Origin of the sequence: Haemophilus haemolyticus, from assembly GCF_003493685.1 — a bacterium.
Classification (GTDB): domain Bacteria; phylum Pseudomonadota; class Gammaproteobacteria; order Enterobacterales; family Pasteurellaceae; genus Haemophilus; species Haemophilus haemolyticus_O.
The window spans coordinates 100,764-124,596 of the sequence record NZ_QQJW01000003.1; the positions used below are offsets into that span (position 1 = coordinate 100,764).

General features: G+C 39.2%; 30 protein-coding genes and 1 tRNA gene. 12 read left to right on the forward strand and 19 right to left on the reverse strand.

Annotation, left to right across the window (positions count from 1 at the left end; all coding sequences use genetic code 11):
* Nucleotides 1–10: 10 nt before the first annotated feature.
* Both DV434_RS04105 and DV434_RS04110 read right to left on the reverse strand, forming a co-directional pair.
* Entirely contained in the window at nucleotides 11–1,021 is a 1,011-nt protein-coding gene (locus tag DV434_RS04105; RefSeq protein WP_118785082.1) for a phage major capsid protein, P2 family, read from the reverse strand.
* Nucleotides 1,022–1,024: 3 nt separating this feature from the next.
* Entirely contained in the window at nucleotides 1,025–1,915 is an 891-nt protein-coding gene (locus tag DV434_RS04110; protein WP_118785166.1) for a GPO family capsid scaffolding protein, read from the reverse strand.
* Between the two features lie 202 nt (nucleotides 1,916–2,117).
* On the opposite strand from DV434_RS04110, the gene DV434_RS04115 reads away from it, so the two are divergent.
* From DV434_RS04115 to DV434_RS11060, 3 genes are all read left to right on the forward strand, one after another.
* Nucleotides 2,118–3,941: a terminase ATPase subunit family protein gene (locus DV434_RS04115; protein ID WP_118785083.1), complete on the forward strand. Its 1,824-nt coding sequence runs from the start codon at nucleotides 2,118–2,120 to the stop codon at nucleotides 3,939–3,941.
* On the forward strand, nucleotides 3,931–4,968 hold the full coding sequence (locus DV434_RS04120; protein WP_118785084.1) for a phage portal protein: 1,038 nt from the start codon (nucleotides 3,931–3,933) through the stop codon (nucleotides 4,966–4,968). The genes DV434_RS04115 and DV434_RS04120 overlap by 11 nt, the downstream gene beginning before the upstream one ends.
* Nucleotides 4,969–5,048: 80 nt before the next feature.
* The gene (locus DV434_RS11060) at nucleotides 5,049–5,309 is read left to right on the forward strand and encodes an ogr/Delta-like zinc finger family protein (RefSeq protein ID WP_118785085.1); all 261 of its coding nucleotides are present in this window, start codon (nucleotides 5,049–5,051) and stop codon (nucleotides 5,307–5,309) included.
* Between the two features lie 28 nt (nucleotides 5,310–5,337).
* On the opposite strand, the gene DV434_RS04130 is transcribed toward DV434_RS11060, so the two are convergent.
* From DV434_RS04130 to DV434_RS04185, 12 genes are all read right to left on the reverse strand, one after another.
* A complete protein-coding gene (locus DV434_RS04130; RefSeq protein ID WP_118785086.1) occupies nucleotides 5,338–5,745 on the reverse strand; it encodes a type II toxin-antitoxin system HicB family antitoxin in 408 nt (135 codons plus the stop codon).
* 62 nt (nucleotides 5,746–5,807) lie between these two features.
* Nucleotides 5,808–5,987, reverse strand: coding sequence for a type II toxin-antitoxin system HicA family toxin (locus DV434_RS04135; protein ID WP_118785087.1), 180 nt, complete (start codon nucleotides 5,985–5,987; stop codon nucleotides 5,808–5,810).
* 80 nt (nucleotides 5,988–6,067) lie between these two features.
* On the reverse strand, nucleotides 6,068–6,586 hold the full coding sequence (locus DV434_RS04140; RefSeq protein WP_118785167.1) for a phage N-6-adenine-methyltransferase: 519 nt from the start codon (nucleotides 6,584–6,586) through the stop codon (nucleotides 6,068–6,070).
* 10 nt (nucleotides 6,587–6,596) lie between these two features.
* Nucleotides 6,597–7,115, reverse strand: a complete 519-nt coding sequence (locus DV434_RS04145) for a MazG-like family protein (protein ID WP_118785088.1) — start codon at nucleotides 7,113–7,115, stop codon at nucleotides 6,597–6,599.
* Nucleotides 7,116–7,124: 9 nt separating this feature from the next.
* Nucleotides 7,125–7,427: a hypothetical protein gene (locus tag DV434_RS04150; RefSeq protein ID WP_118785089.1), complete on the reverse strand. Its 303-nt coding sequence runs from the start codon at nucleotides 7,425–7,427 to the stop codon at nucleotides 7,125–7,127.
* Nucleotides 7,428–7,439: 12 nt separating this feature from the next.
* Nucleotides 7,440–9,767, reverse strand: a complete 2,328-nt coding sequence (locus DV434_RS04155) for a replication endonuclease (RefSeq protein WP_118785090.1) — start codon at nucleotides 9,765–9,767, stop codon at nucleotides 7,440–7,442.
* Between the two features lie 2 nt (nucleotides 9,768–9,769).
* Entirely contained in the window at nucleotides 9,770–10,030 is a 261-nt protein-coding gene (locus tag DV434_RS04160) for a hypothetical protein (protein ID WP_118785091.1), read from the reverse strand.
* A 50-nt stretch (nucleotides 10,031–10,080) separates the two neighbouring features.
* The gene (locus DV434_RS04165) at nucleotides 10,081–10,362 is read right to left on the reverse strand and encodes a hypothetical protein (RefSeq protein ID WP_116972963.1); all 282 of its coding nucleotides are present in this window, start codon (nucleotides 10,360–10,362) and stop codon (nucleotides 10,081–10,083) included.
* A gap of 10 nt (nucleotides 10,363–10,372) precedes the next feature.
* The gene (locus DV434_RS04170) at nucleotides 10,373–10,558 is read right to left on the reverse strand and encodes a hypothetical protein (RefSeq protein WP_005642990.1); all 186 of its coding nucleotides are present in this window, start codon (nucleotides 10,556–10,558) and stop codon (nucleotides 10,373–10,375) included.
* The gene (locus DV434_RS04175; RefSeq protein ID WP_118785092.1) at nucleotides 10,558–10,926 is read right to left on the reverse strand and encodes a hypothetical protein; all 369 of its coding nucleotides are present in this window, start codon (nucleotides 10,924–10,926) and stop codon (nucleotides 10,558–10,560) included. The genes DV434_RS04170 and DV434_RS04175 overlap by 1 nt, the downstream gene beginning before the upstream one ends.
* 18 nt (nucleotides 10,927–10,944) lie before the next feature.
* Nucleotides 10,945–11,460, reverse strand: coding sequence for a hypothetical protein (locus tag DV434_RS04180; RefSeq protein ID WP_118785093.1), 516 nt, complete (start codon nucleotides 11,458–11,460; stop codon nucleotides 10,945–10,947).
* Nucleotides 11,461–11,595: 135 nt separating this feature from the next.
* The gene (locus tag DV434_RS04185) at nucleotides 11,596–11,808 is read right to left on the reverse strand and encodes a DNA-binding protein (protein WP_118785094.1); all 213 of its coding nucleotides are present in this window, start codon (nucleotides 11,806–11,808) and stop codon (nucleotides 11,596–11,598) included.
* Between the two features lie 117 nt (nucleotides 11,809–11,925).
* Between DV434_RS04185 and DV434_RS04190 the strand changes: the two genes are divergently transcribed.
* From DV434_RS04190 to DV434_RS04215, 7 genes are all read left to right on the forward strand, one after another.
* A complete protein-coding gene (locus tag DV434_RS04190) occupies nucleotides 11,926–12,501 on the forward strand; it encodes a helix-turn-helix domain-containing protein (RefSeq protein ID WP_118785168.1) in 576 nt (191 codons plus the stop codon).
* Between the two features lie 41 nt (nucleotides 12,502–12,542).
* Nucleotides 12,543–12,716: a hypothetical protein gene (locus tag DV434_RS10775; RefSeq protein ID WP_192881464.1), complete on the forward strand. Its 174-nt coding sequence runs from the start codon at nucleotides 12,543–12,545 to the stop codon at nucleotides 12,714–12,716.
* A gap of 39 nt (nucleotides 12,717–12,755) precedes the next feature.
* The gene (locus DV434_RS04195; protein WP_118785095.1) at nucleotides 12,756–13,421 is read left to right on the forward strand and encodes a DUF7424 family protein; all 666 of its coding nucleotides are present in this window, start codon (nucleotides 12,756–12,758) and stop codon (nucleotides 13,419–13,421) included.
* Nucleotides 13,422–13,464: 43 nt separating this feature from the next.
* Nucleotides 13,465–13,695 carry a ribbon-helix-helix domain-containing protein gene (locus tag DV434_RS04200; protein WP_118785096.1) on the forward strand — a complete coding sequence of 77 codons (231 nt, stop codon included), beginning with the start codon at nucleotides 13,465–13,467 and terminating at the stop codon, nucleotides 13,693–13,695.
* A complete protein-coding gene (locus DV434_RS04205; RefSeq protein ID WP_118785097.1) occupies nucleotides 13,688–13,987 on the forward strand; it encodes a type II toxin-antitoxin system RelE/ParE family toxin in 300 nt (99 codons plus the stop codon). The genes DV434_RS04200 and DV434_RS04205 overlap by 8 nt, the downstream gene beginning before the upstream one ends.
* A gap of 2 nt (nucleotides 13,988–13,989) precedes the next feature.
* On the forward strand, nucleotides 13,990–15,003 hold the full coding sequence (locus DV434_RS04210; protein ID WP_118785098.1) for a site-specific integrase: 1,014 nt from the start codon (nucleotides 13,990–13,992) through the stop codon (nucleotides 15,001–15,003).
* 265 nt (nucleotides 15,004–15,268) lie between these two features.
* Nucleotides 15,269–15,344 (forward strand) — tRNA-Lys (locus DV434_RS04215).
* A gap of 119 nt (nucleotides 15,345–15,463) precedes the next feature.
* Here DV434_RS04215 and DV434_RS04220 read toward each other — a convergent pair.
* Nucleotides 15,464–15,994 carry an inorganic diphosphatase gene (locus DV434_RS04220; protein ID WP_005630160.1) on the reverse strand — a complete coding sequence of 177 codons (531 nt, stop codon included), beginning with the start codon at nucleotides 15,992–15,994 and terminating at the stop codon, nucleotides 15,464–15,466.
* 233 nt (nucleotides 15,995–16,227) lie between these two features.
* Between DV434_RS04220 and DV434_RS04225 the strand changes: the two genes are divergently transcribed.
* The gene (locus DV434_RS04225) at nucleotides 16,228–17,544 is read left to right on the forward strand and encodes an NCS2 family permease (RefSeq protein WP_118785099.1); all 1,317 of its coding nucleotides are present in this window, start codon (nucleotides 16,228–16,230) and stop codon (nucleotides 17,542–17,544) included.
* Nucleotides 17,545–17,634: 90 nt separating this feature from the next.
* Here DV434_RS04225 and fbpC read toward each other — a convergent pair whose 3' ends face one another.
* From fbpC to DV434_RS04245, 4 genes are all read right to left on the reverse strand, one after another.
* Entirely contained in the window at nucleotides 17,635–18,684 is a 1,050-nt protein-coding gene (fbpC, locus tag DV434_RS04230; RefSeq protein WP_118785100.1) for a ferric ABC transporter ATP-binding protein, read from the reverse strand.
* A gap of 24 nt (nucleotides 18,685–18,708) precedes the next feature.
* Complete coding sequence (locus DV434_RS04235; protein ID WP_192881465.1) at nucleotides 18,709–20,766, reverse strand: ABC transporter permease; 2,058 nt, start codon at nucleotides 20,764–20,766, stop codon at nucleotides 18,709–18,711.
* A 62-nt stretch (nucleotides 20,767–20,828) separates the two neighbouring features.
* A complete protein-coding gene (locus DV434_RS04240) occupies nucleotides 20,829–21,863 on the reverse strand; it encodes an ABC transporter substrate-binding protein (RefSeq protein WP_005627956.1) in 1,035 nt (344 codons plus the stop codon).
* A 121-nt stretch (nucleotides 21,864–21,984) separates the two neighbouring features.
* On the reverse strand, nucleotides 21,985–23,025 hold the full coding sequence (locus DV434_RS04245) for an ABC transporter substrate-binding protein (protein ID WP_005630149.1): 1,041 nt from the start codon (nucleotides 23,023–23,025) through the stop codon (nucleotides 21,985–21,987).
* 165 nt (nucleotides 23,026–23,190) lie between these two features.
* On the opposite strand from DV434_RS04245, the gene udk reads away from it, so the two are divergent.
* Nucleotides 23,191–23,829 (forward strand): uridine kinase, encoded by a 639-nt coding sequence (gene udk / locus DV434_RS04250; protein WP_192881466.1) that lies wholly within the window; start codon nucleotides 23,191–23,193, stop codon nucleotides 23,827–23,829.
* Nucleotides 23,830–23,833: the final 4 nt, after the last annotated feature.

The following is a 23,833-nucleotide window of genomic DNA, read 5'->3' on the forward strand; positions in this document are numbered from 1 at the left end:
GTGTTAATTCCTATGCTTCACCATTTAATTTCACTTTGGTGTGGTCGATAGCAGTCATTAAACCTAAATCTTCCACAACATAGCCTTCTTGGCGGTAATAAGATGTAATTAAGCCTGCGCGATCTTCATCATTACGTAAAGAGCGACGTACACTTTCAGCCTCGGTGTACACACTTAAGTTTTTAAGCGTTGTCACTGCTGCAGCACGTGCTGGGAAGTTTGGCGGGGTAATGGCATTCATTCCACCGAATGACCCCATTAAGTTATGTGAACCCAATGCGGCTTTTTCGGTAGGGGTTAAACCGTGTTTTTTCTGGATGAGTTTAGTTTCTTTGCTAACTAAATCAGCACCAACAAGGAAGACTAAGTCATTACGGTTTTGATGACGGAAATCTAAGCCTTGTTTTAAGTCAAAGGCTAAATCATCAAGGTTCGCGTAATCGGCGTTATCACCAAAAATGGTAATTTTGCCTGAGGATTCTGTAGATTCGGTCATAAAGTTGGCCGCACGTTGTTCTTGTAAAAGTTTCAACCAGCCTTTATTCACATCAGACAAATCTGCTTTAGTTGTATTATCCGCTACGCTTTGACCGTTCCAGCCAATTTGTAAAATATCTAATGCAACTTGGTTTTGGAAATATTCGCTATAAAGCTCAACAAGTCGATCTTTGAAAATAGCAAATGAATCAAACATTGACCATGGAATAATAACGCCACTGTCAGTGACTGATAATTCAAAGCCATTTTGAGTATGATCTAGACTGGCTAAATTACGTCCACCTTGCTTACGTCCTGTTACGCCTTTTTCAGTTGCCCCAAAGAGTTTTTGACCTTTAATATTAGACACTTGCACCATATTAATTTGCTTTAAGAAATCAGAACGCTGTTGAATGTTTTCGCCCAATAATGCTGCTTCAGGTGCTGTAAGTGAGAAACTTTCACCACGTAAAATAGAGTCCATTGGCTGATTAAAATGTTTAGCCAATGCCGCTGCAAGAGCGTAATAAGCTGTTTTATTCATTATTTAGAATCCTTTTGATAAGTCGATGTTATAGCCGTTTACGCTGTACACATTTTCGCTTTCTACTGTTGGTACACCGCTTGGCACAGTGGTTTGCTCTTGGCTTAATTCGTTGAATTTTTTATCCAACGCCTGAACCGTTGTTAAAAGTTGATTGAACTGCTCTGCTGTTACGCTTTGCGGTTGTTCATCTTTCTTTTCTTCTGGTTTGTTTTCTGGTTCTTTGGTTTCTACTTTGGCTGAAAAATGATTGTCAATTTTTGCGCCTAAACCATTCACCGCATCAATTAATTGCTCGAACTGTTTATTGTTCATTGCATCGTCCTCTTTATTATTGTTGTTATTGGGAATTGGTTGTTCTTCCGTTTGGATAGAAGATGAAAATAACTTTTTAAAAACATTCGCTAAGGTGCGGAATGCCTTTTCTTCTTCAACATCTTCTTTTGCGGAAAAATCTACTTTGATAAATTCACTGCACTGCACCTTTTCTTGATTATTAAAGAAATCAAGTTTGGTTGTACCTACTGATGCAGGGCTATCTGTTACCCCTAGACCAGATAAATAGGCTTTACCTGAATTTCGGAAATTTTGCGCAATTTCAACACTGGTAAATAATTTTTGACCTGCCAGATTAAAATCTAGCAATTGTTGGTTTGGAGAAATAATAGCGAACAATTTCACTTCGCCATTTTCTTGTTCTTCTGCTTTCACTTCTAACACTTCGCCACAATTGAAATAACGGCGATGTTCTGGCCATAAATTCGCAGTGTAATGTTCGGGATCGTAGGTTTCTGCCATTTCGTGCAACTCTTGGGCGGTGATTTGGCGGCCGTCCACGGTGTAGCCCGATGTAGCGATACAAATAAAATCAGTTTTTAGTTTTGATTTGTTCATTTTAGAAATGCCTGTGTTGCGCTTTATTTGCGTAAGTGCGGTCATTTTTGCTGATCTTTTTTGCAAAATCACGGGGCAAAATTTGGATATCGTAGGATATAGGCGGATAACGTGCTATATCCGAAGATATCCAAATCTTGCCATTAAATTTTTGCTGTTTTTGTTGCCACAATACATCCACAAAACAACAGCAAGATAAAAAATGACTGAATCCAAGCTAAGAAAAAGAAAAACAAAACGCTACGATGACGAAGTGATTTATGCGGCAAAGTTTTTATATTTAAAAAAATACACGCCGAAAGAGATCGCTGAAGAATTAGGTTTAAATAGCACACGCCCGATTTACTATTGGGCGGAAAAATACAACTGGCGCAATTTAATCAGCGAAAGCGGGATTGAAGAATTAATTGCGTTACGCATTATTACGCTGACAGAACGTGAAAATAAAAGCGATCAAGAAATCAAAGAACTTGAAGCCCTGATCGATAAAGATATTCAGTATAAAAAGCAACGTGCCGCAACGGTAGCTAAAGTGACGGCAAAAAGTGCGGTCAATTCTACGGACGTTTCTGGCAATGAGCGCGCCTTTGCTGATAGTGGTGACGGCGATGAGCGCAAGAAGAAAAAACGGGTTAAAAATGATGTTTCCCACGTTACCCCCGAAATGTGCCAGCCGTTTATTGATTCGTTGTTTGATTATCAAAAACACATCCGCGCTAACAAGCACCACGATGTGCGCAATATTCTGAAATCGCGCCAAATTGGGGCGACCTATTATTTTAGTTTTGAAGCGTTGGAAGATGCGATTTTCAGCGGTGACAATCAAATTTTCTTATCCGCCAGTAAACGGCAAGCAGAAATCTTTAAAAATTACATTGTGAAGATGGCGAGGGAATATTTCGGTGTTGAGCTGACTGGCAACCCAATTATTTTAAGCAATGGCGCGGAACTGCATTTTTTATCGACCAACAAAAATACGTCGCAAGGGAATAGCGGCCACGTGTACGGCGATGAATACGCGTGGATTCGCGACTTTCAGCGATTCAATGACGTGGCATCAGCCATGGCAACGCATGAAAAATGGCGTGAAACCTATTTCAGTACGCCCTCTTCCAAATTCCATGAATCCTATTCTTTCTGGAGTGGAGATAACTGGCGAGATGGCGACCCTAAACGCAAAAACGTGCCATTCCCAACTTTTGCAGAATTGCGTGACGGTGGGCGACTTTGCCCCGATGGTCAGTGGCGTTATGTGGTGACGATTGAAGATGCACTAAAAGGCGGTGCTGATACGTTATTTAATATTGATAAACTGAAACAACGCTATAGCAAATATGCGTTCAATCAGCTTTATATGTGCGTTTGGATTGATGATGCAGATTCTATTTTCACCGTTCATCAACTTTTAAAATGTGGTGTAGATATTTCGAAATGGAAAGACTTTAACCCGAAAGCGGATCGCCCTTTTGGTGATCGCGAAGTTTGGGGCGGATTCGACCCCGCACACAGTGGCGATGGAGCTAGCTTTGTGATTATTGCCCCACCTGCGTTACCTGGTGAAAAATATCGTCTGCTTGCACGCTATCAATGGAATGGACTTTCCTATGTCTATCAAGCCAATCAAATACGCGCCCTTTATGAAAAATACAATATGACCTACATCGGCATCGATGCGACGGGTGTCGGTTATGGAGTTTATGAATTAGTAAAAGAATTTGCACGCCGTGCCGCCACTGCCATTATTTACAACCCCGAAAGTAAAACAGGTATGGTGCTGAAAGTACATGATTTGGTTGAGCATGGGCAAATTGAGTGGAGCGAAAGCGAATTAGATATTGTACCGAGCTTTTTAATGATTAAGCACCAATCAACCAAAAGTGGTAATACAATGACGTTCACGGCTGAACGCACTGTGAAAACACAGCACGCCGATGTGTTTTTTGCCATTTGTAACGCCATTAATAAAAAATCCTTAAGTGATAAACCTCGCAAACGTCGCAGATGGAGCGTACTAAATGAAAACTAATGTAAAAACAGACAATAAAAAAGGGATTGTTATTGCCCCAATTAATGACCGCACTTTTTCATTAAATGAAATCAGTGCCTCGCCTGCACTAGATTATGTCGGCATAGGCTTTGATGAAAATTACAATTGCTATTTACCACCAGTGAATCGCCATGCACTCGCAAAATTACCCCATCAAAACGCACAACACGGTGGCATATTACATAGCCGTGCAAATATGGTCAGTGCAACCTATGAGGGCGGTAAAGCATTATCTCGTATGGATATGCGCGCACTTTGCCTGAACTTAATTCAGTTTGGGGATGTGGGGCTTTTAAAAGTGCGTAATGGGTTTGGGCAAGTAGTACGTTTAGTTCCACTTTCCAGCCTTTATTTGCGCGTGCGCAAAGATGGCGGCTATTCCTATTTAATGAAAAAATCGCTTTATGATACCGCACAAGAAATCTATCGATATGATGCGAAAGATATTATCTTCATTAAACTTTACGACCCTATGCAACAAGTTTATGGATCGCCCGATTATGTAGGCGGTATTCAATCGGCATTGCTAAATTCTGATGCGACTGTATTCCGACGCCGCTATTTCAGCAACGGGGCACATATGGGCTTTATTTTGTACTCCACTGATCCCGATTTAACCGAAGAAATGGAAGAAGAAATAGCCAAAAAAATCAGTGAATCTAAAGGCGTGGGTAATTTCCGCTCTATGTTTGTGAATATTGCGGGCGGTCATCCTGACGGGTTAAAAGTGATTCCGATTGGCGACACTGGGACAAAAGATGAATTTGCGAATATCAAAAACATCTCTGCACAAGATGTGCTAACCGCACACCGATTCCCTGCAGGTTTAAGCGGCATTATCCCAACAAATACGGGCGGGCTTGGCGATCCGTTGAAATATCGTGAAGTGTATCACTATGATGAAGTGATGCCATTACAAGAGATTATTGCAGAAACAATAAATCAAGATCCTGAAATCAAAAATTTATTAAAAATCAAGTTCCGCGAACAAAATTTCGCAAAATAAATCTTTGTTTTTAGCCTGTACAAAAAACCATTCATTGATATAATTACTTGCAGTTATTTTTTGTGATGGCTTTGGGGAAAATGGCAAGAATAACAGATATTTACTGCACTGTTTGCAATTCGAAATCAGTTATCGAAAGATCTGAACGAATACACAGTGAATTTACAAGATATTATTGTGCGTGTAAAAACCCCCTGTGCGGTCACAGATTTGTCATGAATATGGAATTTGGTCACACAACACGAAGTAGCAAATTAACCAAAGATAAATTACTTGAACTAGTTTTAGGAAAACTTTCAGAAGAAGAAAAAGCCAATTTAAGAAAGATATTAGATGAATAAAAGCCGCTAGAAATAGCGGCTTTTATTTTTATGCTGCGAGTAACTTATTTGTGGCCACCTGCGCCAAAAAGTTGCTTCTGTTTTTATATTCAGGATGCGTTGCTACAAAGCTATCAATGCGTTTAATTAAAAGACTAGGTAAGGTTACATTGATTTTTTCGGCTTTCCCCATTAGGTGAGTTAAATCTACATCCACAAAACTAAACGTAAAGCCTTCATACTCTGGTTTTTTAGCATGCTCTTGCAAGGATGTTGGCTGCGGAATTTCCTCTCCATCTTCTAACATGCCTTCAATATGGAAGGCTATTGCCTCTTTTGCGTTGATGAATGCCTCTTCTAATGTATCACCAGCTGAAAAACAGCCTGGTACATCAGGCACAACCACACCGTATGCGTGATTTTCATCGCCCATTTCTATCCCGATTGGGTATAACATGATCTTTCCTTACTTATTATAAAAAATTGAATAATCAAAAATAGTTTCAATAAAGGGGGATTTTAAATCCCCGCTTGCTTTAATATTGTTTTTACCGTTTTTATTGGTAAATCCTTTTTGGGATGTGGAACTGTAACTCGTCCTTTCTTTGTTGGATGCTTGAATTGATGGTGACTACCGACAACATTTACAAGATACCAACCGTCATCCTCAATTTGTTTAATTATTTTTGCACTATTCATTTATCCTCTTTCTTATTAATTTATGGAGTTATTATAACTCTATTATTTTTGATTTTCAAGTTTTTTTAGAGTTATATGGGTTATTTTTTATTATTTGATTCTTTCATCGTATGCAACGACACATAAGACGACTTCAAACTGCCGTAAGGTGCTTTTGGCTCAAATAGCACCAACATTTGCGGTTTGTTGTTTTGGTCTGTTTCCTCGCCTGTTTCGTTGTTGATGAAAGGGATACGAGAATTGGTGATATACACGATTTCTTTTGCATTACGCACACACATATCGAACCATTTTGTTGATCCGTCCACATTAAGCAACATTACCACCGTTTTGTTATGTAACACGCTTTGCTGGATAGCACGCAACACAAACGGCAACGGGTTACTATAAGGCGGATTCATCCAACAATAACGTCCTTGCCAATCTGTTGTTAGCGTGTTTTGTTCTGGGCTGATAAAGTTTTTCACTTTAGTGTTATGTTCCATTGCACACGCATCTAAATCAAATTTGATGTTGAAATATTGTTCTGCATAATGGAAAACCCACCAAGGTGTAGCCCATAAGTCTTTGTCTGATTTTTTGGTGTTGGATTTAGTCATCATTTCTGCCTTATAAGTCTGATTCTTTAATAAATACGCCATTAATCATGCGTCCTTTGCGGTTTTTGATTTCATCCCAAGCGGCTTGCATACATTCTTCTAATCTCATACTGGTTTCATCAGCAATAAATCGTAGAACGAGAAGAAAATCAAAGAGAAAATCATCATGTCTTCTGCCAAATCGATGTTCTAAATTCGCTATACCATGCAGAGCTCTTAGTCCATCAATAATAACCTCTTCTTTATTAAGTCCATGGTTAGAATCTAATTCCAGAGATAATATTTCTGTTAAATACTTATCAAATTTAAAAACTTCTCCACATTTTTTGAACTGAGAATTTAGGACTGATAAAACAACAAGACAATCACCAATACTATCTTTTATTTTTTCAGCATTGTTTTTAATAACGCCTGAAGTAAGCTCGCCATATTCTTCAATAAGTTTTAGCATTTGTTTCTGCGGTGTAGAACCCTCAATCAAATTACGATCTTTAGCCCATTGTTCAATGTTTGTTATTAACTCTTTCATGTTTACCTCTTAAATAATACGTACAATAAAGCCAACAACCCCACTAATAACCCCAGCAGTAATCGCAAATAGGATTAATTCAAGACGATTTGGCATATTCTGTTTTTCAAGCCGTGCGACTTCTTTTGAAAAATAGCGACAAATAAGACGATTAGTTTCGCCTTGTGTTTTTACCCAACTTGCGGTTTGTTGCGATTGCACAGCAAGATCCCACACTTGCGCTTGTAAATTTTTCAGATCAATTTGACCGCACTTTTCCACCCGTTTTGCCGCTAAGATTCGGCGGATTTGTTTCTGTTTTCTTTTATTCATTTGCGTTTTCTCCTATTGAATACGTTGTTTTTTATGAAAATCTTTGAGTTTTTGAAGGTTTCTTGGCACAGGGGAAAGCGACGTCATCATGTTTTGATTCCGTTTCACTAACTGCACATCGTTTTCGGTGAGTTCTATGGCTGTATATTTATCTATGGTTAGCCGTTTATACTTGAATAAATAGTCTAATTTTTGTGCGCTAAGGGGTGCGCAGATCGATTGTGTCAGTAATTTGATCTTCTGCTCAATAATTGAGCGGTTACAGTTACTGACACAAGTCCAAGGCGCACTGCGTGCGCTATTGTTAGCGGTTGAGCTACGCTCAACTATAGATTCTGTGCGTTGTGCAAAATCTTGTGGGCGTTTTTTAATTTGCCATTTTTTGGTGCGTGAAATGACTTGTTTTAAGCTGAATCTATTCGCTAAACCAATAATGGCTTTGCGTTGTTCGCCATATTTATTAGCAGGTTTAGTTTCATAATCGAGCTTGATGGGTTGATCAGTACGTTTAGCAAGTGCCCCGCCTTGAATTTCCATATATGCCGCATAGTCATTCGCGATGCCTGCGGCTGCTTGGGCTTTATTGATAATTTCATCATCGGCTTGCCCGCTGATTAATCGGCGCAATTCACGCCAAACAGAAATGGATGCGCCCCCGTAGAATTGGAACTGACGAATGTTCCAACGGCTCGCCCATGCACGAACGCGCAATGCGTTGTCGTGTAGGCTTAGTGTCGGGTCTTCGTCTGAGACTTCGCCAGCAAGAGCGAAACCGTCAATATTTTTCGCAATGTATTTCGCAATGTAAGCCGTTGCGCTGCCTTTTGTTTTATCGCATTCTTCCACTTTGCAACGGTGTTCTGCTGCGCCTTTTTCATTGCCGTCTAACTCTAGAGCTTTTTGTTTAAATAAGCGGATGACTTCTTCTTTATGTTCTGCAGGCACATAAGCTAGCGCATGCCAGTGTGGTGTGCCGTCTTTGTGCGGCTCTGCCACACGCATACCATAAAATTTAATATTACGTTTCGACAATAACGCACGGAACTGTTGCCATACTTTGTTTAGATAGTTTTGCGTATCTCGTGGATTAACACCCGACCATTTTTTATTGCCGTTTCCTGCGTGGAATGATGATGGCGCAGTGAGAGTTAAAAATAAGGCTTCATTGTTGTTTTCTTCTGCCCATTCTTCCAAACCACGCAAACGCACCATCATTTCATTACGACGTAATGCGGGGTTAGAGGATGATTTTAAGAACATATCGAAAAGCTCGACCTGTTCTTCTGGGTTGTCGATGTTTTCAATAATCATCGCACGCAAGTAATCGTGATTCTTGCGTTGCTGGAGTTGCCATTCCTGGAAACTTTGATTAGAGATATAACTGGCGGCATTGGCGCGCACCTCGCCACAGGCAATGGCGATATGCTCGACCATACGTTTTTGTATGTCTCGCATTTGCTTAAACCACCATTTTTCGCACGTAAGGCGAATTAAAGTGCTGTCAATATGTTCGGCTTTGATGTGTTTGTCGTTTTCGATTTTTTCCCAGTGAGGGATTTTGAAACCCGCAGAAAGAGCAATTTCGCCACACCATTTATAGAGCTGATAGAAATAGCCTTGAATGTCGCCCTCGTTGTCGTTTTCAATGCCATTTTTTAAAAAGTGGGAACAATCGCATTGAAATCGAATAAATGCCGTTGCCATTTCATACGCCATTTTTTTCAATTTGCTTTCGGTGATTAAATAGAAAGGTAATTGTTTTTGCTTTTGTTGGATGCCGAACACTTGAAAACGGAATCCGCTGTAATGCAACTCATTGTAGTGTTTTGCTAGCTCTTCACGTGTTGGCAGGGCGGAGAACTGCACGGCTTGTTGCATTTCATCTTTAACGGATAGCAACCATTGCGGGGTGTTGATGAACGCTTGCAAAAAATCTACGTTCACGTTGTACTGTGAAAAGACTTTTTGTAAGCGCACATCTAAGACATCGCGTAAATAATCATTGGCGTGGCGGCGTTGTTTATTACCGAGGGCAAATGCAATCGAGCCATCGTCTTTTACAGAACGATAGGCTTTAAGATAAAGTTTACGGAAATATTCACGCTGACGTTGGCGAGGTAGGTTTTCAAGTTTTTGTTCGATAAACTCAAAATCAGCTGGATTAGTGGCGAACAATTCTAGCTGCAGTGGCGTATAGCGGCTTTCATCAAAAGGCAGTAAAGTGCGGTCAAATTTATGCCCATTTTCTGCGGCTTGATAACGTTCACAGGCAACCACCGCCATGTGTGCATTTTTGGCAGTGAGGTTGTTGTTGCGTTGTTGTTCCCACATTGATTGCATAGCTAATCTTCCCACATCCCAGCTATCGACCCTAATGCGCTTAAACGATCACATTTGCCGTCTTTTGCCCAACGGCATTCTTCGAATCGTTGATGTTCTTGATTGTCGTAAAATGAACGGATCGAATAGGCATATCCGCCAATCAGTGGGTATGGTTCGTTAATAGCAAGCAAGCTCACATCCGCAAAAATATAAGCTTTAAAACCGTTGTTAAGACGGACTGGCGCACCTTGTAATGCTTGCTCTAGATTAAATTTAGTCATAAATATTTATTTTGTATGAATTAAATTAATAGATATAGATAAAAAAGGGTTTATGCCTGCGCATAAGTAGCTTGAATTTCAGCGATGCGTGTTACTTCACTGTGAATGGCATGTAGCACGTTACGCATATCTTCAAGAGTTTCTACTTTCTCATTCATCAATTCACAGTAAATCAGCTTATCCACCAAGGAAGGCAAATCCTTACATACTGCTCCGCCTTTACGCTGGTAAGTGCCGTTTTCATTGAGTTCAATTTTGTACAGGATGTAAACGTGGTTTTCGTTTAACTTAAGAGCGTAACGTTCAGATAAATCAATAATGTGTTCTTGCATAAGATTTTCCTTAATGGGCAAATTTGGTGTAGTTGATCCAGTTGTCTCCCGCCGTAATATATTTGCTGAAATAATAATCGGCGGCTTCTTCATCGCCTTGGCGTTTTGCGTTGAGCCATTTTGCGTATAAATGACAGGCTTCTTTGTGCCAGCGATCGGCGTATTTTTTGATAATGGTTCGGTTTTTCGTTGCCATTATTTCCCCCTTGTGTGTGGGTCGATATTGTAAAAATCACGACGGCTTAAAGCGCGCGGAAAAGGCGTTCGAAGTGCTGACATGGCGTGAAAGGCTTTGGTTAATTTATCAATGCCTTTTTCGTTGTAATGCCATAACTTATCGCCAGTCAGATCGGGCGAGATGTAATCTTCAAAAGGTTCAATATCTGCTAACGCTTTTAACATGCCTTTTTGCTCATCGGAAAGATGATTAAAAGCACGTTCAGTGGGATATTTACTCAAGCCCATTTCATGCAAGGTTTCTTCGCTATTTCTTGCTTTCGACATGGGCACACCGTTTAAACGATGCCATTTTTCTACCGCACTTTCGTTTTCAGATACATACATTGCCGCGCCCTCGCTTTTTTATTTACCTGTTTTGTTGTATGCTTGCCCTAAATTGAATAAACGATGACTTAATTTAAGGATTTCAGAAGATGAACGATCAGATGCAAAAAACGCTTCAAGATATGCAAGCACAGCTTTATCAACTTCAGTTACAGCAGGGACTTCAAGAACGCGTGATTGGTTGCCTTTTGCGTGGACTTGCACGTCACCCTGATGTGATTGATGATGTAGAGAATGAGCTTCACGCGCTGATTGCTTCAGTGAAGCAAACAAATCCCGAATTGCTTGATGTTCTGCTCCCGTATATTGGGAAGTTGTCTCATCGTTATTAGCCTGTTTGCGTGGGCAGTTCTCACGGCATTTCGCAAAAATCGCCGAAAGCTGCTGATGATCTTGAGTTGTATCTCGCTCGACTTCTGCCTGATACTGAAGAATAGCGAATCTTTCTTGAATTTCTTCGCTGGTTAAATTGTGTTTCTCGCAATATTCTTGAAAGAAAAACGTGAATGATGATTTAGTCGATGATTTAGTCATTGTCTTCCCCTTATAACTAAAATCTTTTGGAAATTACTCACAATCCTTGTAAGGATTGTTCGCTGCTTCGCAGCCGTTGGCATAGCCAACGTTCAAAAAACCTTGTTTTTTGTGACCGCACTTTTGTGCGGTTTTTTATTCTTGTTTTGCCGCCTGTTTGGCAATCGCGAGTAAATTCACTAACACTGAACCTTTTCCCGCTTTTTTATCTGCAATAGGCAGTTCGCCTTTCTTTCTCATATCTCGCACTTTGTCTAACGAAAGCCCAGTAAGCTCGGCATATTTCTTTAATGTGACGTAAGGGGTTGCGATCTGTACATTTATACAAATTGCATTTTGGCTGTTCATTGCTTAAACTCCTTATTATTAAATATTGGTATATATTGGTTATGGTTCATTTGCGATATTCATTATCTTATCGTCCAAATGAACTTGTCAATAGATTATTTTCTCTCAAACATGACTATAGAAAGATTTAGCGGCGGAAAAGAAGTTATAGATCGCCTTCAAAAAGCATATGGGTTTGCAAAAAGAAAAGATTTTGGTGAACACCTAGGAATACCCGCAAACACTTTTAGTACGTGGGTTAAACGTGAGTTTTTCCCAGCTGAATTAATTGTAAGATGTGCAATAGAAACGGGCGCAAGATTGCAATATTTGGCATATGGTGAAGAGCCGATTTTTGATAATTCAGAAGACCTGAAATATTTTCATACAATAAAGCTAGAAAGCGGAAAATCTTTCATAATGGAAAATAAACCCTTTCTTTTGCCTTACTTACCGAATTTAGACAACCGTGAAAGTTATGACAAAGTGTTTCGTATTGATGAAGACAATCACACCTACTTTGCGACTAGCGATTACGGCAATTTAGTGGATGGCGAATACTTCGTCATCGTCGAAAACTCTCATCTTATCCGTTATATCACTGTGCTACCTGCAGGAAAAATCCGTGTAGATGGCGGCAAATTCAGTTTTGAATGTGAATTAAGTGATATTGATGTGGTGGGGAAGGTGATTTTGAAGATGGAGAGGGTTTAATCAATCATAGTATAATGATGAAAAAACAATAGGAGACTATGATGAGTAAGAAAATTATTACCAGAAAAGAAAACTTGTTACTACAAGAAGATTTTTTCCGTTCTGTAACAGAGCAGATCACCGAAACAGAACAGCATAGAAAACAAAAACGAGAGGAGTTTGAAAATGTCAAACAATGCGGCGCAAACCTTACCAAACATCGATTCACTTACTGATTTTATTTTCAGAAAAATCACTAAATAGGAGAAAGTGCCATGAAAAAGTTAGCTATTGCTTTATTTGTTTTATGTTTAATGGGCTGCAAAGTAGAAATAGAAAAAAAGATTTCATTGAATGATTTATTAAATACCCCACTAAAAACAGAAGGTGCGCAATTAAGTGTAGAAATTGCAAGTTGTCAAGATCACCGTGATAGCCGACAACCTTCCCAATCATTATTACAAGCTCAAGCTAAAATTCCACAAGTATTTAAAGACGCAAATTTCAAAGAATGTTATTCATCTAATTTTAAATCTTTTGCAGTATTTGAAATTCCTGTTAGTGTTGGTAGTGTGGGGACAGATAGTAGTCTTAAGAATGATATAAGTATAGCTAGTCTCAAAGAAGATGGTTCTGTGTTAGTTCTCGTAACTAAAAAATCTTTTAATGACCGAATGAATAAATTTAAAAAATCAGAACCTATGCTTGGGAATATTGAATTAGGTGTAACTTTCTATATTTCTAACGATTTAAAAGATGAACAAAAATTGAATATTATCTCGTCATATATTAATGATGTTCCGTTTGTTAATGCAACCACATTTTTAAAGCCAGGGGAATTGTTAAAAGTTAAGTTATCTGATGTAGCTGCGGATCAATTAGTATCAATAGATAAGTCTGGGGGGATAGTACATTTAATTACGCAAGCAAAAGATAAATAATTCTTAAATAGCAGTTCGCAAAGAAACTAAATAAGGAGCAAAAATGTTTACACTTTCAGTTCAACAAGCAGAACAATTTGCTGATTTGATGAAAACGGGTCACTTTAAATCAGAACATGATTTGTTTGATGAGATGCTAAAATCTTTTCAATACCAGCAGAAGTTAGCCACTTTGCGCAAAGAAATTGATAAAGGCTTACACAGTGGCGAGCCTAAAGCTGTCACTGATATTCCTGCTTTCTTCCGTGAAATTGCAGCACGTTACCATGGCTAAACAATTACAGGTACTCCCTGCAGCAGAAGAAGATTTAGAGGCTATTTTTGCTTACGGCGTGGAATCTTTTGGATTTGATCGCGCTTTTGCATTTTTAGAAAAATTTCAAAGGGCTTTTTCACTTTTGTGTGAATTTGATTTAGGTAGCGTTTTTGATGATTTTTCTATTGATATTGAACTGCGTCGCTATGTGGTTGAAGGCTATGTGATATTTTTTAAACGCACTTCTGATTTTATAACAATCGTTCGTGTTCTACATGGCTCGCAAGATGTTGAGACGCAATTTTCTTAATTATGGCAGTTCGTAAAGACGTAAAAAACGGTAAATGGCTTGCGGAAGTTTATGTAAACGGCAAGCGATCACGCAAATGGTTTTTAACTAAAGGCGATGCGCTACGTTTTTACAATCAAGCCAAAGAACAAACGACAAGTGCGGTTGATTCCATACAAGTTTTAGAATCAAGCGATTTGCCTGCGTTAAGTTTTTATGTGCAGGAATGGTTTGATTTACACGGTAAAACGTTGTCAGACGGTGAGGCACGTTTAGCCAAACTAAAGAACTTGTGTGCGAACTTAGGCAATCCGCCTGCCAATGAATTTAACGCTGAAATCTTTGCCGACTACCGCAAACGCCGCCTTGATGGCGAATTTTCCACGAACAAAAACAAGCCCCCGAAAGAAGCCACAGTAAATCGTGAACACGCCTACTTGCGAGCAGTGTTTAACGAACTGAAATCATTGCGAAAGTGGACAGCTGAAAATCCCCTTGATGGTGTGCGCTTGTTCAAAGAACGAGAAACAGAATTAGCGTTTTTATATGAGCGGGATATTTACCGTTTATTAGCTGAGTGCGATAACTCTCGCAATGCTGATTTGGGCTTGATTGTGCGAATTTGTTTAGCAACTGGTGCACGTTGGAGTGAGGCGGAAACGCTGACCCAATCACAAGTTATGCCATATAAAATCACCTTCACGAACACAAAATCAAAGAAAAACCGCACTGTGCCGATCAGTAAAGAATTGTTCGATATGCTACCGAAAAAGCGTGGCAGATTATTCAATGATGCTTACGAATCCTTTGAAAATGCTGTTTTGCGTGCAGAAATTGAGTTACCCAAAGGGCAACTAACCCACGTATTACGCCATACTTTCGCCAGCCATTTTATGATGAACGGTGGGAATATTTTAGTGTTGAAAGAAATCCTCGGACATTCAACTATCGAAATGACAATGCGTTATGCACATTTCGCCCCTTCGCACTTAGAAAGTGCGGTCAAATTCAACCCGCTTTCTAATCCTGCACAGTAAAAAGGGATTGTTTTTCAAAAAATCCCTTGTACTTTTCCCTCTATTTTACTGGCGATTGGCTGGCGGTTCTGTCTTATATTTACCTTTATATGCCCTTATTTGCACGAGCAAGCAATTAATGTTGCTATAAGTTATTGTTTATACTGGTTTAACTATGGTATTTAAAATCCCTCGCCTTTCGAGGCGTGCCAGTTCAAGTCTGGCTTCGGGCACCATTTAAACACCAATTCAAAGATTTTAAAATTTACTTTAAAATCATCTAATTGGGTCGTTAGCTCAGTCGGTAGAGCAGCGGACTTTTAATCCGTTGGTCGAAGGTTCGAATCCTTCACGACCCACCACTTAAAAATAAAGTAAGCACCGAAAGGTGTTTTTTTATTATCTCAATTCCTGAAATTTACTATAAAAAAATCCCCGACTCAAAGAATCAGGGACTTTTACAATCAAATGTGTTTATTAATTAACGCTCATTCCAACGTTTAATAGACTCACGAATCACTTCTTTCGCTTCTTCTACATCGCCCCAATGCGTTACTTTCGTTGAGCCAGGTTTCTTAAGCGCTTTATAGTTATTGAAATGGAACTCAATTTGTTTAATTAAGTTTGCCGGTAAATCTGCTAATGAATTGTACGCATTGCCTGTATCACGATCATCTGCAGGAACACAAACGATTTTGTCATCCACTTCGCCATCATCAACAAATTTCATGACACCAATTACTTTAGCTTCAAGGAATACGCCTGTTGCTAATGGTTGACGAGTGATTAATAACACATCTAACTCATCGCCATCTTCATCTAAAGTTTGTGGAATGAAACCATAGTTAGTTGGTTTTGCAAAAATTGCTGGCTCAACACGATCTAACTGGAATGCCGCAACTTTACGGTTCCATTCGATTTTATGGCAGCTACCTTCTGGAATTTCATTTACTACATTGATAATGCCAGCATCTACATCGCCTGGCGTTAAAATTTGATTAAAATCAGCCATTTTGTTTCCTTCATTTTATCAAGTTAAAAAACGCGACAAGTATAGCAGTTTTTCTGCTGACTCGCAGTCTCATTTGTAGAGAAAATCAGCAAATAGATTATTTCATAACTATTCATAATTTTGACCGCACTTTATCCTAAACAAAACTCACGCAAACGTTTACTTCTCATTTTTATGATGTAAAATAGCGCACCTTATTCACTTCAAATTTTTACTCAACTTTAAGGAACACTATGCCAACTTTAGAAAAAACATTTGAGCTCAAGCAACGTGGTTCAACTGTTCGTCAAGAAATTATCGCGGGTTTAACCACGTTCTTAGCAATGGTTTATTCTGTAATCGTGGTACCCAATATGCTAGGTGCTGCAGGTTTTCCTGCGGAATCTGTCTTTATTGCCACCTGTTTAGTTGCAGGGTTAGGCTCTATCTTAATCGGCTTATGGGCAAATGCACCAATGGCAATTGGTTGTGCAATTTCTCTTACTGCTTTTACAGCATTTAGCTTAGTGATTGGTCAAAAGGTCGCCATTCCCGTTGCGCTAGGCGCAGTATTCTTAATGGGGGTTGTGTTTACCTTAATTTCTGCCACTGGTATCCGTGCATGGATCTTGCGTAATTTACCATCCAGTATCGCTCACGGAGCAGGCATTGGTATCGGACTCTTTTTACTTTTAATTGCCGCAAACGGCGTTGGTTTAGTCGTCAGCAACCAAGCGGGCTTGCCAGTAAAATTAGGCGATTTCACCTCATTCCCAGTAATGATGTCCTTAATTGGTTTAGCGCTCATTATCGGCCTTGAAAAAATGAAAATTAAAGGCGGTATTTTATGGGTAATCATTGCTATTACTATCGTAGGTTTAATTTTTGATCCAAATGTAAAATTTGGCGGAGAGATTTTCAAAATGCCAACCTTTGGTGAAAATTCTCTCTTCTTACAATTAGACTTTATGGGCGCACTACAACCCGCAATCTTGCCTGTCGTATTTGCTTTAGTGATGACCGCAGTATTTGATGCAACGGGCACTATTCGCGCAGTTGCAGGTCAAGCAGACTTACTTGATAAAGACGGTCAAATTATCAATGGCGGTAAAGCCCTAACTTCAGACTCAATCAGTAGCTTATTCTCAGGCTTATTCGGTACAGCACCAGCTGCCGTTTATATTGAATCAGCAGCAGGAACAGCTGCAGGCGGTAAAACAGGTATTACTGCTATCGTTGTTGGTGTGTTATTCCTATTAATGCTTTTCTTCCAACCATTAGCTTTCTTAGTACCAGGCTACGCAACTGCTCCAGCATTAATGTACGTTGGTTTATTAATGTTAAGCAATGTAAGCAAATTAGATTTCGATGATTTCGTTAGCGCGATGAGCGGATTAATCTGCGCAGTATTTATCGTGCTTACCGCCAATATCGTAACAGGCATTATGTTAGGTTTTGCGGCATTGGTCATTGGTAGAATCGTGAGCGGCGATATTAAACGCTTAAATGCAGGAACAGTGATTATTGCAATCGTACTCGTTGCATTCTATGCAGGCGGTTGGGCGATTTAATAACAGAAATAAAAAAGGGGAAAATCCTTCCCCTTAATTGTAATCACAAAAGTGCGGTGAAATTTCACCGCACTTTTTTTATGCGCTGTACTACTCTTTCTTCAATAAGAAAATACCGTGATCAGATAAATTGACATAAGCTTGTTTTAAATCGGCATTAAAATCTTCTGGCTTACAATTCACCAATAAATCTTTTCCTGCCCAGTTTGCGACGACTTCCCAATGGTTGCCCATATAGACCGCACTTTTAATCTCACAACGTTGAGCATCGCTGCCATCTGCGGCAAGATAAATTGCTTCTGGGCGAATACCTACTAAGCATTCACCATCAGGTAAATTAAACTGTGCGGCATCTTTTAAAGGTACAGAGTAACCATTAATATCCACCACGCCATTTTCTAATTTTCCATCGAAAATACTGGATTCACCCATAAAGTTTGCTAAAAACAAAGAATTTGGTCGGAGATAAAGTTCTTTCGCTGGCGCTTTTTGCATAATTTTACCTTTATGCATCACAATCACTTCATCAGATACCGCAAAAGCCTCTGTTTGGTCGTGAGTCACATAAAGCGAGGTAATGCCTAAACGTTGTTGCAATTCACGGATTTTTTCACGCATAGAACGACGTAAGTTTGCATCCAAATTACTTAATGGTTCATCAAACAATAGGACTTTTGGTTTCAATACCAAAGCACGAGCCAATGCGACACGTTGTTGTTGCCCACCAGAAATTTGATCTACAAAACGGTCTTCAAAGCCCGCTAAATCCACTAATTCTAAAGCCTCTTTTACACGTTGAGCACGTTCTTCTTTGCCAATGCCTTGCATTTTTAAGCCGTAGCCCACGTTATCGCCAATGCTCATATGCGGGAAAAGCGCGTAAGATTGGAAGACAATACAAATATCTCGATTCTGAATAGAGGATTTTGTTACGTCTTCGCCATCAATAAATATTTGGCCTGATGTTGGATTTTCTAACCCTGCAACCAAACGCAATACGGTGGTTTTACCACAACCTGACGGCCCTAACAATGTTACCATCGTGCCACGTTTGATCGTTAAATCTAAATTATCAATGACGACCGCTTTACCAAATGCTTTGGTGATATTTTTTAATACTAAGAAATCATTATTACTCATAATATTTACCTACAACTTAACGAGTTAATTCATTTTTTTCGCTTTAGAACGAGAGATACGCGTATCGCCTACAATCCAGTCGAAGAACAAAATAATTGCCATCATGACAACAATTAAGATTGAACCGTATGCAATAGCAATACCGTATTCACCATCTTCAACGCGATTTAGGATATAAGCTGTTGCAACGCGAGTATCTGCAGTCACTAAGAATATAATTGCACTTACCGTCGTCATTGCACGAACGAAACTAGTCACTAAAGCAGAAAGCAACGCAGGTTTTAATAATGGCAATACGATAAAGCACAATGTTTTCCACGAACTCCCTTTTAAAGAAAGCGATGCTTCATCAAGGGATTTATCAAGCTGTCCTAACCCAGCAATCGCTGCTCGCATACCGATTGGTAAGTCACGCATAACCATTGAAATAATCACGATAATGCCCGTACCCGTAATATAAAGTGGTGCATTGTTGAAGGCTAAAATGTAAGACACCCCCGCCACGGTACCCGGCACGGCAAAACAAAGCATAGTTAAGAACTCAAGGGATTTTTTACCTTGGAAATCTTTACGCACCACAATGTACGCAATCAATAATCCAAAGAATGCGGTTAATGGTGCGGCAATACCTGCATAGATTAAGGTATTGATTAGTGACGGCCACGCTCCATCGCTCAGTCCTTGTCCGAATAACATAGCATAGTTTTTTAAGGTTAAAGTGTAATCTACGCCCCAGTTTACAGTGAAGCTTCCGTAGAAAATACTTCCGTAAAGCGCCATATTAAAGATTACCCAGAATCCAAGCATACCAACGATGGTATATTTCAAACCAGTTGGAAGATCTTGCACATCACCACGATAAGATTTACCTGAAACAGTGACATAAGAGCGGTTACCAATCCAAATGTATTGAATGATAAAAATCGCTAGAGAGAAAATTAATAATATTGAACCTAATGTACTTGCTGATGCGTAATCTAATTGTGAACCAGCAATATAGAAATAGATCTGTGTTGCAATCACATCAAAGCTACCACCCAATACCAATGGGTTACTGAAATCTGCAAGTGATTGGATAAATACAATTAAAAACGAGTTCGCCAACGCGGGGCGTAACAATGGAAAAATAATGTTATAAAAAGTTTGATAGCGATTGGCTCGTAACGTATAAGAGGCTTCTTCAATAGACGGGTGTACAGATTTCAATGCGCCGTCTAAAATCATAAAAGAAATCGGAGCAAATGCGAGAATTTGAGCAATCGCAATCCCATTAAAACCATACAACCAGTTATGATTGGTGAAACCAAAATTCGTACTTAAAAATTCTGTTACATAACCAGAGCGACCAAGCATTAAAGTTACCCCTAATCCCACAACAAATGGTGGCGTAACAATTGGCAAAATAGAGAAAATTTTTCCGATAAATGCCGTTCTACGAGCGATACGCGTAGTATAAAGCGCAAAGGCTAAACCAAATACAGTCGAAACGACGCCCACAAAGCCCGATAAGAAAAGAGAATTCGTAATTACGCGAACAATATAGCTCTGCGTTAAAATACGCATCACTTGTTGTGGCGCAAACGTATCGCCGTCATAAAACATTGAAACGAAAATCGCCAATGTTGGATAAACGATAAAAAAGAAAATAAGCAAAATAATGCAAAGTAAAGAAGAGATGATAAATTTATCACCTTGCATCACTTTTAGTTTTGCCAATGAAAGTGTTGCTAATGCGGTATATCCCACAAGTAACACAATCACAGAATAGCCCATGCTGATTTTACACACTGTCGCACTGATAAACATAAATAGTACAGAAAGTGCGGTCAAAAATAGCTCTGTTTTTGCTTGGGTTTGCTGTGGCAATCTAAATAACGGTAAAGCACCATACACAATAACAGGCAGGAACCAAGCCCAGGTTAAATTGAAAGAAGCCCAGCCCATTGCATCTAAATATTCATCTGAAGTACTTTCAAACAAACCGTAATCAAGTGCATTAGAAGGCAGAAGTGCAAACGCCAACAAGGATAAAATAATCCAAAAATAAGCAGAATGCATTATGGAAAGTTTTTTTGCGTTCATACAACCTCGCATAAGGTAAAAAACGAAGCGATATGCGACATATCACTTCGTTAGTGACATCATTATTTGGCTAATTTTACTTCATCAACCCATTTTGTGATTAAGCGTTTACGTAAATCAGTCGCACCGTATTTATCAAAATCATAGTTAATTAAATTAATAGATTTAAAATCTAACGCATAAGGCGATTGTTGTGCGGTGGTGTTGGTTAAAATGGAATACGCCTCACCTTTTTGCCAAGTTAATTCTTGCGCCTCTTTGGATAATGCCCAATCAACAAAAAGTTTCGCATTATCTAAATTTCTAGCACCTTTAATGACACTCACACCGCCAATTTCATAGCCAGTACCTTCACAAGGTACAACTAATTCTACTGGCGCGCCTTTCGCTTTTTCTAAAGAATATTCATGTAAGAAACCAATGCCAATTGCCGTTTCTCCACGCGCTGTATTACGTGTTGCCGTATTACCAGATTTGGTATATTGCGATACATTTTTATTCAACTCTTTTAAGAATTTAAACGCCTCGTCTTCTCCCCAAAGTTGCATATAAGTTGCTAGCTGAGTGTAACCCGTACCAGAACTTTGTGGATCTGCGGCTTGAATTTCATTTTTGTAAATTGGGTTAGCTAAATCCTTCCAGCATTTTGGAATAGGTAAATTCAATTTTTTCAAACGTTCTGGATTCACCCCAAAACCTAACACGCCTAAATAAATCGCCGAAGAATAATTCCCTTTCATTTTGGCTGGATCACGGAATTTTTCTACGATCTGAGGAAGATTGGATGATTTATAAGGCTCCAACAAGCCCATTTCCCCTGCTTGAGAATGAGGATCCATCGTTCCACCATACCAAACATCGCCCTGTGGATTATCTTTTTCAGCATCAATTTTCGCTAAAATGGTTCCCGTGCCACCACGAATAAAACTTGTTTTAACATCAAATTTTTTCTCAAATGCCATCGCTTCTTGCTCGCACATCGTATTTTGCGCGCTGCAATAAATGACTAGACGTCCTTTTGCAAAAGATGGATTACTTAACACCAATCCACTTAGCATCACACCAGACAAGGTTACTGCAATTTTTGATAGTTTCATCTGATTATAACTCCCTTATGAATGAAAATTTTGCAATCTCTTAGAGGGAAAACGAAATCACATTAAAAATACAAAAAGTGCGGTCAAAAACTTCAGTATTTTTTACCGCACTTATTCCGCGCTATTTCGCTAATTTAACTTCTTGTACCCATTTTTCAATTAAGGCTTTACGTTGTTCTGTTGCACCGTATTTTTCAAAGTCATAATTGATCAATTTAAGTTTATTTGGATCAAATGCAGTTGGTGATTGTTCTGCTGTCGTGTTAGTTAAGATTTGTAAAGAATCCCCTTGTTTCCAAGCTAATTCTTGGCCTTCTTTTGATAAAGCCCAATCGACGAATAATTTTGCATTATCAATATTACGCGCACCTTTTAAGATACTCACGCCACCTAACTCATAACCCGTTCCTTCACACGGCACAACTAATTCTAATGGTGCACCATTGCGTTTTTCTAATGCATAATCATGTAAGAAACCTACCCCAATTGTTGCTTCACCGCGCGCAGAGTTACGTGATGGCGTGATACCCGATTTAGTATATTGAGAAACGTTAGGATGCAAGGCTTTTAAGTATTCAAACGCCTCTTTTTCACCCCATAATTGGACGAAAGTTGCCAATGCTGTGTAAGCGGTACCCGCACTTTGAGGGTCTGCAATTTGAACTTCGCCTTTTAAGCGTGGATCGGTTAGGTCTTTCCAGCATTTTGGCACTTCTTTAATGCCTAATTTTGCCAAACGTTCAGTATTCACACCAAAACCTAAGATCCCCATATAGATTGAGGAAACATAGTGACCTTTCGTTTTCGCTGGATCACGGAAACGTTCCACAATTTCATCAATGTGTTTAGATTTATAAGGCTCAATTAACCCTAATTCTGCAGCTTGAGCTTGAGGGTCAAAGGTACCGCCGAACCAAACATCTGCTTGAGGATTATTTTTTTCAGCTTCAACTTTGGCAAAAGTACTGCCTGAACCATTACGAATAAAGGATGTTTTCACATCATATTTTTCGCCGAACGCTTTCGTGGTGGTTTCGCACAAAATGTTGGTTGCACTACAGTACACAACTAAACGACCTTTAGCATTAGCAGAACCAGAAATAGCCAAGCCAGCAGCTAAAAGTGCGGCAGAAACAGAAAGAGAAATTTTGTTGAATTTCATAATAAATACTCCTTATTGGATAGAATGCTTAAATCCTACTTGAAAAATAGAAATAATACCGTGATGAAGTTCACAGTTTTTAAAAGTCAAGTGAAAAAATAAACGTGAAATTCACCGCACTTTTACTTATAATTGCCGAAATTTCCCTTACATCAAAACACAATTATGTCAGATTCTTGTATCATCATCGCCATCACTGGCGCATCCGCATCAGGCAAAAGTTCTATCGCTTCTACCGTTCACAAAGAACTCTGTAATGAATTAGGCTGCCAGGAAATTGGGATTATTGCCGAAGATAGTTACTACAAAGATCAAAGCCATTTAGAAATGAGCGAACGTATAAAAACAAATTACGACCATCCAAGCTCAATGGATCGCGATTTGCTCATTCAACATTTAAAAGATTTAAAATCAGGAAAAGCGGTTGATGTGCCTGTTTATAGCTATGTTGAGCATACTCGTACGGGTGAAACCACAAAATTTACACCAAAACGTATTGTGATTTTAGAAGGGATTTTACTGCTTACTGATGAACGTGTTCGTCAACTTGCAGATATTTCCGTGTTCGTGGACACGCCATTAGACATTTGTTTTATTCGCCGTTTACAACGTGATATGGAAGAACGTGGTCGCTCCCTACAATCGGTTATTGAGCAATATCGTGCAACCGTACGCCCGATGTTCTTACAATTTATTGAGCCCTCTAAACAATATGCGGATATTGTCATTCCTCGCGGTGGTAAAAACCGTATTGCAATCAATATGTTAAAAGCTCAAATCCTTCATTTATTGAATCAAAAATAGGAAA

Coding starts and splice junctions, on each gene's coding strand:
- DV434_RS04105 (WP_118785082.1), bottom strand. CDS start 1,021: ATGAATAAAACAGCTTATTACGCTCTTGCAGCGGCATTGGCTAAACAT.
- DV434_RS04110 (WP_118785166.1), bottom strand. CDS start 1,915: ATGAACAAATCAAAACTAAAAACTGATTTTATTTGTATCGCTACATCG.
- DV434_RS04115 (WP_118785083.1), top strand. CDS start 2,118: ATGACTGAATCCAAGCTAAGAAAAAGAAAAACAAAACGCTACGATGAC.
- DV434_RS04120 (WP_118785084.1), top strand. CDS start 3,931: ATGAAAACTAATGTAAAAACAGACAATAAAAAAGGGATTGTTATTGCC.
- DV434_RS11060 (WP_118785085.1), top strand. CDS start 5,049: ATGGCAAGAATAACAGATATTTACTGCACTGTTTGCAATTCGAAATCA.
- DV434_RS04130 (WP_118785086.1), bottom strand. CDS start 5,745: ATGTTATACCCAATCGGGATAGAAATGGGCGATGAAAATCACGCATAC.
- DV434_RS04135 (WP_118785087.1), bottom strand. CDS start 5,987: ATGAATAGTGCAAAAATAATTAAACAAATTGAGGATGACGGTTGGTAT.
- DV434_RS04140 (WP_118785167.1), bottom strand. CDS start 6,586: ATGACTAAATCCAACACCAAAAAATCAGACAAAGACTTATGGGCTACA.
- DV434_RS04145 (WP_118785088.1), bottom strand. CDS start 7,115: ATGAAAGAGTTAATAACAAACATTGAACAATGGGCTAAAGATCGTAAT.
- DV434_RS04150 (WP_118785089.1), bottom strand. CDS start 7,427: ATGAATAAAAGAAAACAGAAACAAATCCGCCGAATCTTAGCGGCAAAA.
- DV434_RS04155 (WP_118785090.1), bottom strand. CDS start 9,767: ATGCAATCAATGTGGGAACAACAACGCAACAACAACCTCACTGCCAAA.
- DV434_RS04160 (WP_118785091.1), bottom strand. CDS start 10,030: ATGACTAAATTTAATCTAGAGCAAGCATTACAAGGTGCGCCAGTCCGT.
- DV434_RS04165 (WP_116972963.1), bottom strand. CDS start 10,362: ATGCAAGAACACATTATTGATTTATCTGAACGTTACGCTCTTAAGTTA.
- DV434_RS04170 (WP_005642990.1), bottom strand. CDS start 10,558: ATGGCAACGAAAAACCGAACCATTATCAAAAAATACGCCGATCGCTGG.
- DV434_RS04175 (WP_118785092.1), bottom strand. CDS start 10,926: ATGTATGTATCTGAAAACGAAAGTGCGGTAGAAAAATGGCATCGTTTA.
- DV434_RS04180 (WP_118785093.1), bottom strand. CDS start 11,460: ATGACTAAATCATCGACTAAATCATCATTCACGTTTTTCTTTCAAGAA.
- DV434_RS04185 (WP_118785094.1), bottom strand. CDS start 11,808: ATGAACAGCCAAAATGCAATTTGTATAAATGTACAGATCGCAACCCCT.
- DV434_RS10775 (WP_192881464.1), top strand. CDS start 12,543: ATGAGTAAGAAAATTATTACCAGAAAAGAAAACTTGTTACTACAAGAA.
- DV434_RS04195 (WP_118785095.1), top strand. CDS start 12,756: ATGAAAAAGTTAGCTATTGCTTTATTTGTTTTATGTTTAATGGGCTGC.
- DV434_RS04200 (WP_118785096.1), top strand. CDS start 13,465: ATGTTTACACTTTCAGTTCAACAAGCAGAACAATTTGCTGATTTGATG.
- DV434_RS04205 (WP_118785097.1), top strand. CDS start 13,688: ATGGCTAAACAATTACAGGTACTCCCTGCAGCAGAAGAAGATTTAGAG.
- DV434_RS04210 (WP_118785098.1), top strand. CDS start 13,990: ATGGCAGTTCGTAAAGACGTAAAAAACGGTAAATGGCTTGCGGAAGTT.
- DV434_RS04220 (WP_005630160.1), bottom strand. CDS start 15,994: ATGGCTGATTTTAATCAAATTTTAACGCCAGGCGATGTAGATGCTGGC.
- DV434_RS04225 (WP_118785099.1), top strand. CDS start 16,228: ATGCCAACTTTAGAAAAAACATTTGAGCTCAAGCAACGTGGTTCAACT.
- fbpC (WP_118785100.1), bottom strand. CDS start 18,684: ATGAGTAATAATGATTTCTTAGTATTAAAAAATATCACCAAAGCATTT.
- DV434_RS04235 (WP_192881465.1), bottom strand. CDS start 20,766: ATGAACGCAAAAAAACTTTCCATAATGCATTCTGCTTATTTTTGGATT.
- DV434_RS04240 (WP_005627956.1), bottom strand. CDS start 21,863: ATGAAACTATCAAAAATTGCAGTAACCTTGTCTGGTGTGATGCTAAGT.
- DV434_RS04245 (WP_005630149.1), bottom strand. CDS start 23,025: ATGAAATTCAACAAAATTTCTCTTTCTGTTTCTGCCGCACTTTTAGCT.
- udk (WP_192881466.1), top strand. CDS start 23,191: ATGTCAGATTCTTGTATCATCATCGCCATCACTGGCGCATCCGCATCA.